General features: G+C 61.9%; 16 protein-coding genes and 1 rRNA gene. 2 read left to right on the forward strand and 15 right to left on the reverse strand.

The genetic code is table 11. The features are described from left to right. Positions 1 to 13: 13 nt before the first annotated feature. From thiO to D906_RS26055, 5 genes are read right to left on the reverse strand one after another with little or no spacing between them, the layout of a single operon-like run. The gene (thiO, locus tag D906_RS26035; protein ID WP_027615831.1) at positions 14 to 1,111 is read right to left on the reverse strand and encodes a glycine oxidase ThiO; all 1,098 of its coding nucleotides are present in this window, start codon (positions 1,109 to 1,111) and stop codon (positions 14 to 16) included. Positions 1,112 to 1,165: 54 nt separating this feature from the next. Then, positions 1,166 to 1,555 (reverse strand): type IV pilin protein, encoded by a 390-nt coding sequence (locus tag D906_RS26040; RefSeq protein ID WP_019099324.1) that lies wholly within the window; start codon positions 1,553 to 1,555, stop codon positions 1,166 to 1,168. A 1-nt stretch (position 1,556) separates the two neighbouring features. Continuing rightward, on the reverse strand, positions 1,557 to 2,021 hold the full coding sequence (locus D906_RS26045; RefSeq protein ID WP_016713406.1) for a hypothetical protein: 465 nt from the start codon (positions 2,019 to 2,021) through the stop codon (positions 1,557 to 1,559). Continuing rightward, positions 2,018 to 2,659 carry a PilW family protein gene (locus D906_RS26050; RefSeq protein WP_027615832.1) on the reverse strand — a complete coding sequence of 214 codons (642 nt, stop codon included), beginning with the start codon at positions 2,657 to 2,659 and terminating at the stop codon, positions 2,018 to 2,020. The genes D906_RS26045 and D906_RS26050 overlap by 4 nt, the downstream gene beginning before the upstream one ends. Beyond that, a complete protein-coding gene (locus D906_RS26055; protein ID WP_025754948.1) occupies positions 2,656 to 2,838 on the reverse strand; it encodes a prepilin-type N-terminal cleavage/methylation domain-containing protein in 183 nt (60 codons plus the stop codon). Before D906_RS26055 ends, D906_RS26050 begins: the two co-directional genes overlap by 4 nt. A gap of 109 nt (positions 2,839 to 2,947) precedes the next feature. Here D906_RS26055 and D906_RS26060 point away from each other — a divergent pair, with 109 nt between their 5' ends. Continuing rightward, positions 2,948 to 3,430: a GspH/FimT family pseudopilin gene (locus D906_RS26060; RefSeq protein ID WP_019099327.1), complete on the forward strand. Its 483-nt coding sequence runs from the start codon at positions 2,948 to 2,950 to the stop codon at positions 3,428 to 3,430. Here the strand turns inward: D906_RS26060 and ispH are convergent, their stop codons facing one another. The 6 genes from ispH to murJ form a co-directional block, all read right to left on the reverse strand. Beyond that, positions 3,431 to 4,378 (reverse strand): 4-hydroxy-3-methylbut-2-enyl diphosphate reductase, encoded by a 948-nt coding sequence (gene ispH, locus D906_RS26065; protein WP_016713410.1) that lies wholly within the window; start codon positions 4,376 to 4,378, stop codon positions 3,431 to 3,433. Between the two features lie 14 nt (positions 4,379 to 4,392). Next, positions 4,393 to 4,830, reverse strand: coding sequence for an FKBP-type peptidyl-prolyl cis-trans isomerase (gene fkpB / locus D906_RS26070; protein ID WP_016713411.1), 438 nt, complete (start codon positions 4,828 to 4,830; stop codon positions 4,393 to 4,395). Then, positions 4,823 to 5,338, reverse strand: a complete 516-nt coding sequence (gene lspA / locus D906_RS26075) for a signal peptidase II (RefSeq protein ID WP_027615833.1) — start codon at positions 5,336 to 5,338, stop codon at positions 4,823 to 4,825. The genes fkpB and lspA overlap by 8 nt, the downstream gene beginning before the upstream one ends. Beyond that, entirely contained in the window at positions 5,331 to 8,162 is a 2,832-nt protein-coding gene (ileS, locus tag D906_RS26080) for an isoleucine--tRNA ligase (RefSeq protein WP_025754947.1), read from the reverse strand. Before ileS ends, lspA begins: the two co-directional genes overlap by 8 nt. Next, on the reverse strand, positions 8,159 to 9,109 hold the full coding sequence (ribF, locus tag D906_RS26085; RefSeq protein WP_025754946.1) for a bifunctional riboflavin kinase/FAD synthetase: 951 nt from the start codon (positions 9,107 to 9,109) through the stop codon (positions 8,159 to 8,161). The genes ileS and ribF overlap by 4 nt, the downstream gene beginning before the upstream one ends. 118 nt (positions 9,110 to 9,227) lie before the next feature. Next, the gene (gene murJ, locus D906_RS26090) at positions 9,228 to 10,766 is read right to left on the reverse strand and encodes a murein biosynthesis integral membrane protein MurJ (protein ID WP_025754945.1); all 1,539 of its coding nucleotides are present in this window, start codon (positions 10,764 to 10,766) and stop codon (positions 9,228 to 9,230) included. Between the two features lie 250 nt (positions 10,767 to 11,016). On the opposite strand from murJ, the gene rpsT reads away from it, so the two are divergent. Beyond that, positions 11,017 to 11,295 (forward strand): 30S ribosomal protein S20, encoded by a 279-nt coding sequence (rpsT, locus tag D906_RS26095; RefSeq protein WP_019099330.1) that lies wholly within the window; start codon positions 11,017 to 11,019, stop codon positions 11,293 to 11,295. Positions 11,296 to 11,493: 198 nt separating this feature from the next. On the opposite strand, the gene D906_RS26100 is transcribed toward rpsT, so the two are convergent. From D906_RS26100 to rrf, 4 genes are all read right to left on the reverse strand, one after another. Next, entirely contained in the window at positions 11,494 to 13,794 is a 2,301-nt protein-coding gene (locus D906_RS26100) for a PqiB family protein (protein ID WP_025754944.1), read from the reverse strand. Next, positions 13,787 to 14,410 (reverse strand): paraquat-inducible protein A, encoded by a 624-nt coding sequence (locus tag D906_RS26105; protein ID WP_016713417.1) that lies wholly within the window; start codon positions 14,408 to 14,410, stop codon positions 13,787 to 13,789. Before D906_RS26105 ends, D906_RS26100 begins: the two co-directional genes overlap by 8 nt. Further along, positions 14,397 to 15,056 carry a paraquat-inducible protein A gene (locus D906_RS26110; protein ID WP_019099331.1) on the reverse strand — a complete coding sequence of 220 codons (660 nt, stop codon included), beginning with the start codon at positions 15,054 to 15,056 and terminating at the stop codon, positions 14,397 to 14,399. The genes D906_RS26105 and D906_RS26110 overlap by 14 nt, the downstream gene beginning before the upstream one ends. A 276-nt stretch (positions 15,057 to 15,332) precedes the next feature. Then, positions 15,333 to 15,448: ribosomal RNA gene (rrf, locus tag D906_RS26120) — 5S ribosomal RNA — on the reverse strand. Positions 15,449 to 15,498: the final 50 nt, after the last annotated feature.

Consider the following 15,498-nt stretch of genomic DNA (forward strand, 5'->3'; position numbering starts at 1 on the left):
AGCCCCGGCAATCTCAGCCCAAACGCCCTTCTGGCGCATAAGGCGCCGGGTCGATGATCGGCTCGGCCCCTGTCAATAAGTCAGTAAACAGCTGACACGAAGCCGGCGCCAGCACCAGCCCGTTGCGGTAATGCCCGCAGTTCAGCCACAACCCCGCATGCCCTGGCACCGGCCCGATATACGGAATGCCTTCCGGCGACCCCGGCCGCAGTCCCGCCCAGTGTCCAACCACGGTGGCCCCCTCAAGCTCAGGCAACAACTCCATCGCCGATGCCTTCAGGCTTTCCAGCGCATCCCCGGTCGGGGTTTTGTCATACCCGGCATGTTCCAGCGTACTGCCCACCAGAATGTGCCCATCGCGACGCGGGATCGCATAGCGCCCCTTGGCCAGCACCATGCTCGGCAAGAAGTCTTCGGCGCATTTGAACAGGATCATCTGGCCCTTCACCGGCTCCACCGGCAGCTCGAGGCCAAGGGTACGCAAGAGGTCGCCACTCCAGGCGCCCGCACTGAGCACCACCTCATCGGCCGGCAGCACGCCATCAGCCGTCTGCACACCGGTCACACGCCCGTCTTGCTGAACGAAGCCGGTGATCTGACAGTGTTCGCGCAGGGTTACGTTCGGCAGCGCCAGCAACGCCGCCTTCAGCGACTTGACCAAGCGCGGGTTGCGCACATTGGCCACGCCAGCCATGTAGATGGCGCGCTTGAAGCCCGGGCCCAGCACCGGCACCGCATCATAGGCCGCCGAGATATCCACGGCACTTAGCGGCCGCTGTTCGCGCTCGGCCCAGGCCAGCGCTTCGGCCTCGTCGTCCAGGTCCAGCCAGTACAGGCCAGTGGTGTGCACTTCGGGGTCGACGCCGGTGCTGGCGAACAAACGCTCGCCCAGCTGTGGATAAAAGTCCTGCGACCAGTGCGCCAGGGCGGTCACCGCCGGGCTGTAGCGCCACGGGTACAGCGGCGAAACAATGCCGCCACCGGCCCACGACGACTCACGGCCGACCTCGCCCTGGTCACACACCACGACCTGCCCAACCTTCGCCGCCAGGTTGAACGCCGTCAGCAGGCCGATGACCCCGCCGCCGACCACCACTACTTGCTTGCTCATCTGTCGATCCAACACCTGAAGTAAAACCGCGATGCACGGGGCATCATTCAACCTTCAGCTTCCCCAGCAGTGGGCGCCATGTTCAACAGCACCCGGATTGCGCTGCACACCGGCCTGGTCAAGCTGGAAGTCGCCACAGCCATCCTGCGCCATCAGCCCATGCGGCAGCCGCCGGGCGCGCAGCGTGAAGGTGTCGCTGTCACGCTGGGCCTGCAGGCTGTAATAGCGGGTGCCGTCGGGCAAGGCCGGGTCGCCTTCGGCGTATTGGCCGGTGCGCACGCGGTGGCGCTCCAGGCGCAAGGCGGCATCGTGCAGCAGGCCAACCACTTCGCTGCGCGCGGCTCGCCGAAGCTGGTCGCTGTAACTGGGGTAGGCAATGGCTGCCAGAATGCCGGTCACGGCCAGCACAATCAACAACTCGATCAGGCTCAAGCCTTGCTGCATGTCAGTCTCCTCTGAGTCTTTGGCGCCAGGTGATGCGCTGGATTGTGTCGCCGGCCACGGCGTAGACGGCTTCCAGTACTTGCCGGGCTTGTGCTTGCTGGCTGACGGCAGTTACCCGGTACAACGCAACTGGCTGCCCTTCCGGCATGTACGCAACGCGCGTGCTCATGCCTAGATGCTGGACCTGAAAGTAGCCGCTGCTGCTGCGCTGCCACTGCCCAGTCAAATCGTGCGGGTGCGGCGGAGGCAGGCACATCTGGCATTTGCCTGGAGGTGCCCGCAGCAGTTCATCTGCCCCGGCCTGCAATGTGGCCTCTGCCTCTTCGAACGCCAGCAGGCCATCGCGCAGGTAGCCAGCCATTCGCGTCTCTACCAAGGCATCACGCAAGGCAGAGGCTGTCAGCAAGCCGAGCAGCAGGCTCAGTACCAACGCCAACAGCAGCACGACACCGCGTTGGCGCTTCATGGCCCCGGCACCCGATTGCGCAGCGCCACGCTCAGTTCATGGCGCTGTTCGAGTTTGAGCGTGGGCTCGTACAACATCAGCGTGATGTCTACCCTCTCCCCCTGCGGCGTTTGCACACGTTCGAAACGCGCCTCTCGCACATTCTCGACCAGCGGTTGGAAGTTGCCTTTTCGCTTGAACCTCAGCCTATTGCCATGGAACTGATAGACGTACTGGCTGATGGGGAACGTCAGTGGGTAACCCTCTACTGTTTTTTCATCCACGCGCACTTTTTCGATGCAGTCCGTCTGCAAAACCCAGTCACCGTTGCCAGTTTTTCCGGACAACTCCGCTACAACCAGGCTGAGGGTAGTGGCTTCAACCTCCAGGGGGCGGGCGAAAGCCTGCCGCGCAGCCGGGTCCTCAAAGTCGTCAGGTTTAATCCGCAGGCAACCAAACATCCCTGCCATGCGGATATCCTGCGCCATGCGCAGCAAAGCAAGTCGTGCCTCATCCTGCATGCGCACTGCCGTACTTTGCAGACGCCAGGTCTGGTGTGCAGAGGTAAAGAGCTGGCTGGCCGCTGCCAGTAGCATCAATCCGATGGCCAGCGCCATCACCATCTCAACCAGACCGAACCCAATCTGGCGGCGCCTCATCGCCGCCTCCGCTCATGCTCGCTGTGCACCGCCATCGCGGCCTGCCCATCACGACGTGCGCCGTCCGCAGCCTGCAATGCCTGCAACTGCATCGCTGCTGTTGCGAACATGCCCACGGCCACAACCACGACTGCCAACAACACTTCCAGGAGCGTCATGCCCCGTTGCCTTGCGTGCATCCCTGCACCTCCCGCGACTTTTCCTGCAATAGCCCTGAACCCGGCCGACTAGACGGTTTGGCCGATGAACGTGAAGCTATAGCCAAGCACTTCCAGGGAGGAATGCACGGTGAAGCAACGAGGCGTAACACTGATTCAAATGTTGTCGGCCTTGGCCGTGGCCGTCTTGCTGACACAGCTCGGTATGCCGGCTTACGCCAGAATGACTGATGACCTACACAGGGCAGCAGTTGCCCGAGATTTGGCACAGGCACTGCGCAGTGCTCGCAGCCATGCACTGCTGCAGGGCCAGAACGTGCGGGTCCAGGGCATTGAGAGCGATTGGGGAAAAGGATGGCGAGTGTTGCTGGAGCACAATGAGCAGGTATTGCGTGAACAACGTCTTTCAAGGCCCATAAGGATAATGGCCAATACAGGCGATCAGATCAGGTTCAGCGCACTGGGTGTCCCACTGGGCAAGAGAGGTGGCACGCTGGAGCTCTGCGAGAAAAACGCCGCCACCAGTTTTACTCAGGTGGTGATGGCTTCCACCGGGCGAATCAGACTGCGCACAGGTGAACCGGAAAAGGTTTCCCTGTGCGCAGGCCATTGATCAGATCAGCGAACGAACCCGCAGCTCTTTAGGCATCGAGAACGTGATGTTCTCTTCCCGCCCATCCAGCTCTTCAGCGCCAGTGGCACCCCAGGCCTTGAGCTGCTCGATCACGCCACGCACCAGCACTTCTGGGGCAGAAGCACCGGCGGTGATGCCGATTCGAGCGGCCTGGTCGAACCAACCTTGTTGCAGGTCTTCAGCACCGTCGATCAGGTAAGCCGGGGTGCCCATACGCTCGGCCAGCTCGCGCAGGCGGTTGGAGTTGGAGCTGTTAGGGCTGCCCACCACCAGCACCACGTCGCATTCACCGGCCAGTTGCTTCACGGCATCCTGGCGGTTCTGGGTGGCGTAGCAGATGTCGTCCTTGCGCGGGCCACCGATGTTCGGGAAGCGTGCACGCAGGGCGTCGATGACGCGGCTGGTGTCGTCCATCGACAACGTGGTCTGGGTCACGAAGGCCAGGTGGTCCGGGTCGCGCACCTGCAACTTGGCCACATCCTCTTCGTCTTCGACGAGGTAGATGGAGCCACCGTTGCTGGCGTCGTACTGGCCCATGGTGCCTTCGACTTCCGGGTGCCCTTCGTGACCGATGAGAATGCACTCACGGCCATCGCGGCTGTACTTGGCTACCTCGATATGCACCTTGGTCACCAGCGGGCAGGTGGCATCGAACACTTTCAGGCCGCGGCCAGCCGCTTCCTGGCGCACAGCCTGGGAAACACCGTGGGCACTGAAGATGACGATGACATCGTCCGGCACCTGGTCCAGCTCTTCGACGAAGATGGCACCGCGGTTGCGCAGGTCTTCCACCACGAACTTGTTGTGCACCACCTCGTGACGCACATAGATCGGCGGGCCGAAAACTTCCAGCGCGCGGTTGACGATCTCGATCGCCCGGTCGACCCCCGCGCAGAAGCCGCGAGGGTTGGCGAGTTTGATTTGCATGCTCGGCTCCAGGCTTACAGGGCCTTCACCCCGAGGATCTCCACCTCGAAGGTCAGGGTCTTGCCAGCCAGTGGGTGATTGAAGTCGATGGTCACCTGGTCGTCATCGAACGCTTTGACCACACCCGGCAGCTCGGTGTTGGCGGCGTCATTGAAGATGATCAGCAGCCCTTCGGACAGCTCCATGCCTTCGAAGTTGGACCGCGGCATGACTTGCACGTTTTGCGGGTTGGGCTGGCCGAAGGCGTTCTCCGGGGCCACCACCACAGTACGCTTGTCACCGGCCTTGAAGCCGAACAGCGCGTTTTCGAAACCTGGCAGCAGGTTGCCGTCGCCCACCTTGAAGGTGGCCGGGGCCTTGTCGAACGTGCTGTCGACGGTGTCGCCGTTTTCCAGATGCAGCGCGAAGTGCAGGGTGACTTCGGTGTTCTGGCCGATACGCGTGTCAGTCATGGACCGGATCCTCGGACTTCTTGCTCTTGAACATATCCAGCGCCAGCATCACCGCGCCAACGGTAATGGCGCTGTCGGCCAGGTTGAAGGCCGGGAAGTAATGGCGGTTCTGCCAGTGCACCAGGATGAAGTCGACCACATGGCCCAGCACGACGCGGTCGTAAAGGTTGCCGATCGCACCACCCAGCACCAGCGACAGCGCCACAGCCAGCCAGGTCTCGTTGCGCCCCAGGCGCTTGAGCCACACCACCAGCACGGCACTGACCACCACGGCGATCAGGGCGAACAGCCAGCGCTGCCAGCCCGAGCTTTCCGCCAGGAAGCTGAAGGCGGCGCCGGTGTTGTAGGCCAGGGTCCAGCTGAAGTAGTCCGGGATGACGACAATCTGCTGGTACATGGTCAAGGCGTTGTTGAAATACAGCTTGGTGGCCTGGTCAAGGACCAGGACCAGCAAGCTCAGCCAAAGCCATGCAAGGCGCCCGAAGCGCCCCACTGCAGGGTTAGGCATAGTGACGCACCTCGCCCGAACCGCTCAGGTTGTCGACGCAACGGCTGCAGATTTCCGGGTGCTCCGGGTGGCTGCCGACGTCGGCGCGGAAGTGCCAGCAACGGCCGCACTTGGCGTGACCGGACTTGACCACTTTCAGCTTGAGGCCTTCGACTTCGGTGGCCACAGCATCCGCTGGCGCCTGCACGAACGGCACCACGCTGGCGGCCGAAGTGATCAGCACGAAGCGCAGTTCGTCGCCCAGCTTGCCCAGGTCGGCGCTCAGGCCTTCGTCGGCGTACAGGGTGACTTCGGCCTGCAGGTTACCGCCAATGACCTTGGCGGTACGCTGGTTTTCCAGCTCCTTGTTGACCGAGGCCTTCACTGCCATCACGCGATCCCAGTAGGCGCGGTCCAGCTCGGTGCCTTCCGGCAGCTCGCTCAGGCCCTGGTACCAGCCGTTGAGCATCACCGACTCGTTGCGCTCGCCCGGCAGGTACTGCCAGATTTCATCGGCGGTGAATGCCAGGATCGGCGCGATCCAGCGCACCAGCGCTTCGCTGATGTGGTACAGCGCGGTCTGGCAGGAACGGCGGGCGACACTGTTGGCGCCGGTGGTGTACTGGCGGTCCTTGATGATGTCGAGGTAGAAGCCGCCCAGCTCCTGCACGCAGAAGTTGTGCACCTTGGAGTAGACGTTCCAGAAACGGTACTCGCTGTAGTGCTCTTCCAGCTCGCGTTGCAGCAACAGGGTGCGGTCCACGGCCCAACGGTCCAGTGCCAGCATGTCTTCCGGGGCCAGCAGGTCGCGGGCCGGGTCGAAGCCGGACAGGTTGGACAGCAGGAAGCGCGCGGTATTGCGGATACGGCGGTAGGCGTCGGCGCTGCGCTGCAGGATCTGCTCGGAAACCGCCATTTCACCGGAGTAGTCGGTAGCGGAAACCCACAGGCGCAGGATGTCGGCACCCAGGGTGTTGTTGACCTTCTCCGGCTCGATGGTGTTACCCAGCGACTTGGACATCTTGCGGCCGTTCTCGTCCACGGTGAAGCCGTGGGTCAGCAGCTCGCGGTAAGGCGCATGGTTGTCGATGGCGCAACCGGTCAGCAAGGAAGAGTGGAACCAGCCGCGGTGCTGGTCGGAACCTTCCAGGTACAGGTCGGCGCGCGGGCCGGTGGCGTGGCCGATGTCGTGCGAACCACGCAGCACATGCCAGTGGGTGGTGCCCGAGTCGAACCACACATCGAGCGTGTCGGCGATCTTGTCGTACTGGTCGGCTTCAGCGCCCAGCAGCTCGGCGGCGTCCAGTTTGAACCAGGCTTCGATGCCTTCCTGTTCGACGCGCTTGGCCACTGCTTCCATCAGCTCGACGGTGCGTGGGTGCAGTTCGCCGGTTTGCTTGTGCAGGAAGAACGGGATCGGTACACCCCAGTTGCGCTGACGCGAGATGCACCAGTCCGGGCGGTTGGCGATCATCGCGTGCAGGCGCGCCTGGCCCCAGGCCGGCACGAACTTGGTGTCTTCGATGGCTTTCAGCGCGCGCTCACGCAGCGGCTCGCCAGTGGTCGGCTGCTTGTCCATGCCCACGAACCACTGCGCGGTGGCGCGGTAGATCAGCGGGGTTTTGTGACGCCAGCAGTGCATGTAGCTGTGGCTGATGGTTTCGGTGTGCATCAGCGCACCGACTTCGCTCAGCTTCTCGACGATGGCCGGGTTGGCCTTCCAGATGAACTGGCCGCCGAAGAAGGGCAGCGACTCGACATACACACCGTTGCTCTGCACCGGGGTGAGGATGTCGTCATTGACCATGCCATAGCGCTTGCAGGTGACGAAGTCGTCTTCACCGTAGGCTGGCGAGGAGTGCACCACGCCGGTACCGGCGCCCAGCTCGACGTAGTCGGCCAGGTAGATCGGCGACAGGCGGTCGTAGAACGGGTGGCGGAAGTTGATCAGTTCCAGCGCCGAACCTTCAGCGGTAGCAATGACCGAGCCTTCCAGGTTGTAGCGCTTGAGGCACGACTCGACCAGCTCTTCAGCCAGCACCAGCAGACGCTCACCGGTATCGACCAAGGCGTATTTGAACTCCGGGTGGATGTTCAGCGCCTGGTTGGCCGGGATGGTCCACGGGGTGGTGGTCCAGATCACGATGGCGGCTGGTTTGGCCAGCGCATCCAGGCCGAAAGCGGCGGCCAGCTTGGCCTCATCGGCAACCGGGAAGGCCACGTCGATGGTCTGGGATTTCTTGTCGGCGTACTCGACCTCGGCCTCGGCCAGCGCCGAACCGCAATCGAAGCACCAGTTCACCGGCTTGAGGCCCTTGAACACGAAGCCTTGCTTGACCATTTCGGCCAGGGCGCGGATTTCGCCGGCCTCGTTGGCGAAGTTCATGGTCTTGTACGGGTTGTCCCAGTCACCCAGCACACCCAGGCGGATGAACTCGGTCTTCTGCCCTTCGATCTGCTCGGCAGCATACTCGCGGCACAGCTCGCGGGTGCGGTCGGCGGACAGGTGCTTGCCGTGGGTTACCTCGACCTTGTGCTCGATCGGCAGACCATGGCAGTCCCAGCCCGGCACGTACGGCGCATCGAAGCCGGCCAGGGTCTTGGAACGGACGATCATGTCCTTGAGGATCTTGTTCAGCGCATGACCGATGTGAATCTTGCCGTTGGCATAGGGCGGGCCGTCGTGCAGGACGAACTTGGGACGATCCTTGCCAATTTCGCGCAGCTTCTGGTACAGGCCAATGCTGTCCCAGCGCTGCAGGATCTGCGGTTCGCGCTGAGGCAGGCCGGCCTTCATGGGGAAGGCGGTGTCCGGAAGGTTAAGCGTGGCTTTGTAGTCGGTCATTTCAGGCTCTTCGTTAGCGGTTGAGCGTGCCAATGTGCACGTGCGGCGGCGATATCCGCATCGATCGCCGACTTCAGCGCCTCCAGGGAGGCAAATCGCTGCTCTTCACGCAGCTTGTGGTGGAACTCCACCGTCAGGCGCCGGCCGTAAAGGTCGCCGGCATAATCCAGCAGATGAATCTCCAGGTGCGGGCGCCCATCACCGGCAACGGTGGGGCGCACGCCGATATTGCCGACACCCGGCCAGGCCTTGCCGTCGATCTCGATGCTGGCCAGGTAGACCCCGGACAGCGGCACGCGGCGGCGCTTGAGCTGGATGTTGGCGGTAGGTGTGCCGAGCTGGCGGGCCAGCTTCTGGCCATGCAGCACGCGGCCGGTGATGTTGTACGGGCGGCCCAGCAGGTGTTCGGCCAGCTCGAAGTTGCCTTCGGACAGGGCCTTGCGCACCTCAGTGCTGCTGACGCGCAGGCCGTCCTGGATCACCGTGTTGGCGGCCTCGACGGTGAAACCATACTGCTGGCCGGCCTCGACCAGGAAGGCGAAGCCGCCGGCGCGGTCGCAGCCAAAGCGGAAGTCGTCGCCCACTTCAAGGTGACGCACACCCAGGCCGTCAACCAGGATGGCCTTGACGAAGGCATCGGCGCTGAGCTTGCTCAGCCGCTGGTTGAACGCCAGGCACAGCACTCGGTCGATACCTTCGGCGGCCAGTAGCTCGACCTTGTCGCGCAGGCGTGCCAGACGCGCCGGTGCGGTATCGGGGGCGAAATACTCGCGCGGTTGCGGTTCGAAGATCACCACACAGGTCGGCAGGCCCAACGCCTGGCCGCGCTCGCGCAGGCGCGCCAGGATTGCCTGGTGGCCGCGGTGAACCCCGTCGAAGTTGCCAATGGTGGCGACACAGCCCCGGTGCTCGGGGCGCAGGTTGTGAAGACCTCGAACCAGCTGCATAACGCGCTTCTTGCTCATAAAGTGGCCGATTATAACCACACCCGGGCGCTGGTGACAGGCAGCAGCGCCCAAGGGCGGCGTGGAATGTGAAAAACCGACGCCTGACCCGTCCGAAGCCTCAGTGCAGGGCCTTGCGGGCGAAATGCCGGGGCCGGAAGCCGCACAGGTACAGGCAACCGAAATACGTCACCACACCTGCCAGGATCAACGCCCCCAGGCGCAGCAGGCGCTCAAGCATGTTGCCTTGCTCCCAGGCCGGCAAGAAGTGCATCCCGGCCAGCAGTACCGCCGACATCAACCCCACCGCCAGCACCAGTTTGAGCAGGAACATCGCCCAGCCGGGCTGGGGCTGGAACAGCTGCTGGCTGCGCAGCTTCCAGAACAGCAGGCCGGCGTTCAGGCAGGCGCCCAGGCTGATCGCCAGGGCCAGGCCGGCATGGGCCAGCGGGCCGATCAGGGCCAGGTTGAACAGCTGGGTGCAGACCAGGGTGAAAATCGCGATCTTCACCGGTGTGCGGATATTCTGCTGCGCATAGAACCCGGGTGCCAGTACCTTGACCAGAATGATCGCCAGCAAGCCCACGGAATAGGCAATCAGCGCACGCTGGGTCATGGCCGCGTCAACCGCACTGAACTTGCCGTACTGGAACAGCGCCACGGTCAGCGGCTCGGCAAGGATGGCCAAGGCCAAGGTGCATGGAAGTACCAGCAGGAAGCACAACCGCAGGCCCCAGTCGAGGATTCGCGAATACTCCTCGCGGTCCTTGTTGGCATAGGTCTTGGCCAAAGTCGGCAGCAGGATGGTACCCAGGGCCACGCCGAGCACGCCCGAGGGCAGCTCCATGAGGCGGTCGGCGTAGTACATCCACGACACCGAGCCGGCCACCAGGAAGGAGGCGAAGATGGTGTTGATGATCAGCGAAATCTGGCTTACCGAAACCCCGAGAATCGCCGGCAGCATCTGCTTCAGCACCCGCCATACACCCGCGTCCTTGAGGTTCAGGCGCGGCAGCACGAGCATGCCGATCTTTTTCAGCGCTGGCAGCTGGTACAGCAACTGCGCCAGGCCACCGGCCAGCACACCCCAGGCCAAAGCCATGATCGGCGGGTCGAAGTACGGCGTCAGCAGCACGGCGAAGGCGATCATCGCCACGTTCAGCAGGGTCGGGGTGAAGGCGGGTACCGAAAAACGGTTCCAGGTATTGAGAATCGCCCCGGCCAGGGAAGACAGCGAGATCAGCAATATATAAGGAAAAGTCACCCGCAACAGCGCAGTGGTCAGCTCGTATTTTTCCGCGCTGTCGACAAAGCCCGGGGCTGTGGCCCACACCACCCACGGTGCAGCCAGGATGCCGATGGCGGTGACCAAAGCCAGGACCAGGGTCAACAGGCCACTGACATACGCGATGAAAGTGCGAGTCGCCTCCTCGCCTTGCTGGGTCTTGTATTCGGCCAGGATCGGCACGAAGGCCTGGGAGAAGGCCCCTTCGGCGAAGATGCGCCGCAGCAGGTTGGGCAGCTTGAACGCGATGAAGAAGGCATCGGTGGCGACACCAGCACCAAAGATGCGGGCCAGGATGGTGTCGCGAACAAAGCCCAGCACCCGCGAAATCATGGTGATCGAGCTTACTGCAGCCAGGGATTTGAGCAGGTTCATCGAAAAGATTCACGCCAATGACAGAGGACGCTGCCAGACAGCGTCCGAATGTGCGATACTCCCGCGCCTTCGCAGGGGAGCCAAAAATTCCCGAGTGTACAGGTCGCGCAGCAGAAAGGAATCTTTCCCGCTTGTTGGCGCACCGCTCGGCGGAACCTTGCAGGTGGCCTTGACATCCGGTCGACTGATCGGCATGATTCGCGGCCTATTTTGTTTGCTATTTACCTAAAGTCTTTCGAGGAGCTCGACGGTGGCCAACACACCTTCCGCCAAGAAACGTGCAAAACAGGCTGAGAAGCGTCGCAGCCACAACGCCAGCCTGCGTTCCATGGTCCGCACCTACATCAAGAATGTAGTTAAAGCCATCGACGCAAAAGACGCCGAAAAAGCGCAAGCCGCTTACGTTCTGGCTGTACCTGTAATCGACCGTATGGCCGACAAAGGTATCATCCACAAGAACAAGGCTGCTCGTCACAAAGGCCGTCTGAATGGCCACATCAAGGCGCTGAAAGAAACTGCAGCTGCCTAAGCGACGTGCTAGTCGAAAAGCCGACCCTAGGGTCGGCTTTTTGTTGCCTGTGATTTGATGGACCTGCCCAAGTAACCTGATCTGACCGCATCGCCGGCAAGCCAGCTCCCACAGGGACTGTGCCAGCCTTGAGTCTGGCGGTACTCCTGTGGGAGCTGGCTTACCGGCGATGGGCCGCAAAGCGGCCCCCTTTGCAATCTACTTGGCGATCTGAATCTTCGGAGCCCACTGCAGCCATTCATCCTCGGCCTTGTCGAACAAGGCGAAGGTCTGCTGTGGCCGGGCCGGGTTACCCATTTGCTCGCCATCTGGTGTGGCGAACGCGATACCACCGTCGATCAGGGTCTCCACTGACTCGGTACGCACCGTAGCCCCCTTGAACAGCCCCCAGTCGAAACCGAAGCCACTGCTGTTCCAGAAGCGGCTACCACTGCGGACCAAAGCCGCATAGCGTGGCTCGATAAGGATATGGATCAGCACGCGGTCGGCATTCTGGCCCAGCTCGAAGCCCGTCACCTTCCCCACCGCCACCTCACGGTAGGTCACCGGCACCCCGGGCTTGATCGAGCCGCGGCGTGGCGCACTAAGCGTCAATGGCAAACCGACCTCTGGCCCCGCCACCTGCGGCGCATCAGCCAAGGCGATGAAATCGCGCTGCGGGCCACGGTCCTTGGCCGCCGGCTGCACTTCCAGGTACTGCCCGCCCACAAGGGTGTCGAGGTTTTCGGTGCGTACCAGGCCCAAAGCCGGCTTGACCACCCAGAACTGCGTCCCGACACGGGCGATACGGTCTGCCGACTCGGTAATGCGAGCGCGCAGAAGCACCGCCTGCAGGTCGTCGGTGAGGTCGACGCTTTCGATACTGCCCACATCCAGGCCACGGAAGCGGATCGCCGTGCCCGGCTTCAGGCCATCTGCCCGGTCAACGCGGATGGTAATCAAGGTACCCGCGCGGTTTACCGCCTCTTGGCTATCATGCAGGCGGAAACGTGGAATATGGCGCTTGAGCGCCACATCGGGCCGTGGCGTGTCGAAGGCGATACCACCGGCCATCAGCGTTTGCAGCGACTCACTCTTGATCTTGATGCCCGACAGGCCACCCGTCAGGGTGATACCACTGACGTTCCAGAAGCGCGATGAACCGTTGACCAGCTTCTCGTACTCTTTCTCGATATGCACGCCGATCAGAATGCGGTTGCTGTTACGGGCGAACTGGTAGCTCTGCACGCTGCCCACCTTCACCTGGCGGTACATCACCGGGCTGCCGATTTCCAGCGAACCCAGGGTGTCGGCGAACAGCACCATGTGCAAGCCCGGCGCCTTGAGGTCGAGCGGCGGCGCCTTGGCGCGGGCCTCGAACTCACGCTCGGGCCGGGCGCCCTTTTCGCCGGGGCGAATGGCGATGTAGTTACCTTTGACCAATGCCTCCAGGCCGGTGATACCGGCCAGGGAAATCGACGGCTTGACCACCCAGAACTGCGTGCCTTCGACCAGGTAGTCCTCGGTCAGCGGGTCCAGCGTCAGCTCTGCTGATGCACTGGCCAGGTTGTCTTCCATCTTCAGGGCTTTCAGCGAGCCCACCTGGATACCCTTGTACATCACCGGCGTGCGACCTGCCTGCAGGCCTTCATAGTCGCTCAGCTTCACTTTGACGCGGATACCGGCCTGCGCTGCATCGAAGTCTTCATACAGACGGAATGGCAGGCTCGGGTCGGTGGGCGGACTGTCCTTGCGGTATTCCGGCGTGGCGAAAGCGATACCACCGGCCACGATGCTCGACAGCGACTCGCTGCGCACCTTAACACCCGAAAGCGAAGCATCGATGCTGACGCCACTGGCGTTCCAGAAACGCGTGTGCTTGCGAACCAGGCTGGCGTAGGCTGGCTCGATGAAGACCTTGACCTCTACAGTGCTCTGGTCCTCGGACAAGCGGTAGCTTTTTACGCGACCAACCTGGATCTGTTTGTAGAACACCGGGCTGTCACGGTTGAGCGAGCCCAGCCTGTCGGCCTTGAGCGTCAAATGCAGGCCCGGCTCCGTATCCGAGAGCGGTGGTGCCACCTTCAATGCGGTGAAGCGCTTGGTGCGCTCCCCCTCCCCCGGGCTAACGGCGATGTAGTTACCCGATACCAATGTTTCAAGACCGGAAATACCTGCCAGGCTGACACTCGGCTTCACCAGCCAGAAGCGCGTGCCTTTGGTCAGGTGAGGCTCGGCGGCCTTGTTCATCTCGATGGTAGCGATCACACCCTGGTTGTCGCCCTTGGCGTCGAGCACCAGGCTTACCACCTTGCCAACCGGCATGCCCTTGTAGATCACCTCAGTCTTGTTGGCGACGATGCCCTCGCCCGACTCGAAACGGACTTCAATTTGCACACCGGCATCACGGTAGGCTTGCCATGCGAGCCAGCCACCGATCATCAAGGCAATCAAAGGCAGGATCCAGATAGCCGACCAGTTCGAGGCTGGGCGGGTTTTAGCCGTTGGCAGGTCACTCATGGTCGTCATCCGACTCCGTGTTATCCCAAATCAGTCGGGGATCGAAAGTTAAAGCGGCAAGCATTGTCAGGATCACCACAGTTGCGAAGGCGACAGCGCCCAGGTTGGCTTCGACACTGGCTATTCGGCCGAAATTCACCACCGCCACCAGAATGGCAATGACAAAGATATCCAGCATGGACCAGCGCCCAATGAATTCGATGAAGCGGTACATCAATATCCGTTGTCGGGCAGACAGCGGTTGCCGACGCTGAACGGAGTACAGCAGCAAGCCAATACCCACCAGCTTGAATGTGGGCACCAGGATACTGGCAATGAACACCACAGCCGCGATGGGCACCATACCGTGCTTGAGCAGCGTGATGACGCCGGACATGATCGTGTCAGGGCTGCCCTGACCGAGTGTACTCACGGTCATGATCGGCAGCATGTTGGCCGGGATGTACAGGATCGATGCAGCAATCAGTAACGCCCAGGTACGCACGATGCTGTTGGGCCGGCGCGCATGCACGATGGCGCCGCAACGCGTACAGGTCTGTGAAGTGCTGTCGGGCGCTTGCCGGTTAAGCTGGTGACATTCATTGCAGACAAGAATGCCCGCATCAATCGCCCGCATGCAGGTCCTCCCCCGATAGCGCACTCCAGATCTGGTGAGGTGACATCACCACTTCGAGCCACACCTGGATCAATAACAGGCTGATGAAGCAGAACAACCCCAGGCCCACTGTCAATTCAGCCAGGTCCACCAACTTGACGATGGCCACCAGCACCCCCATGAAATAGACCTCGAGCATGCCCCAATCACGCAGGTGGTGATAGATGCGGTAGAACAGCAGGCCGAAGTTACGCCCCACATTCAGGCGAATGCTCAGCAGCACTGCCAACTGGCAAAGCAGTTTTGCCAGGGGGATGGCCATGCTACACAGGAAAACCACCACGGCTACGCCGCGCATGCCTGAGTTGTACAGGCCCAGCACACCACTCCAGACGGTGTCGTCCGAAGTCTGGCCAAGCAGATGCAGCTGCATGATTGGCAGGAAATTGGCTGGCACGAAAAGCAACAGGGCGGTCAACACCAAGGCCAGGCTGCGGTTGACCACATTGTGCCGGTGAGCGTAGAGCTCGTAGCCACAGCGCGGGCACTGGGCTTTTTCATCGTGCTGGAGCACGGGCTTGCGCAGCAGCAGGTCGCATTCGTGACAGGCGACAAGCTCGTCCAGCGGCAACTGGGCCAGGGTTTCGGGATCGACAGGGTTTGGCATAAAGCGCTTCTGAATAGGTGCGTGGGGCTATTCTAGTGTTCTGGCTCGAATTGTGGGAGCTGACCTTGGCCAGGAGGGTGTATGACCTTCCTCTGGGAGCGGGCGCGCCCGTGAAACAGGCGACACGGGGGATGGCACCGGCGTTGCTGGTGTTCGCGGCTAAAGCCGCTCCTACAGGGATCTGGGTAAAGCCGAGACTTGCGTGGGCTTGGCTTTTTCAGGCCACAAAGACAAAACCCCTACCTGCATGCGCAGATAGGGGTTTTGCGAAATGAATCTTGACGATGACCTACTCTCACATGGGGAAACCCCACACTACCATCGGCGATGCATCGTTTCACTGCTGAGTTCGGGATGGGATCAGGTGGTTCCAATGCTCTATGGTCGTCAAGAAATTCTGTTGCCAGAATGTCCGTGAACACTCTTGGCCAATTCGGATATG

The sequence above is a fragment of the Pseudomonas sp. LAIL14HWK12:I1 genome, from assembly GCF_003202095.1.
Classification (GTDB): Bacteria; Pseudomonadota; Gammaproteobacteria; order Pseudomonadales; family Pseudomonadaceae; genus Aquipseudomonas; species Aquipseudomonas monteilii.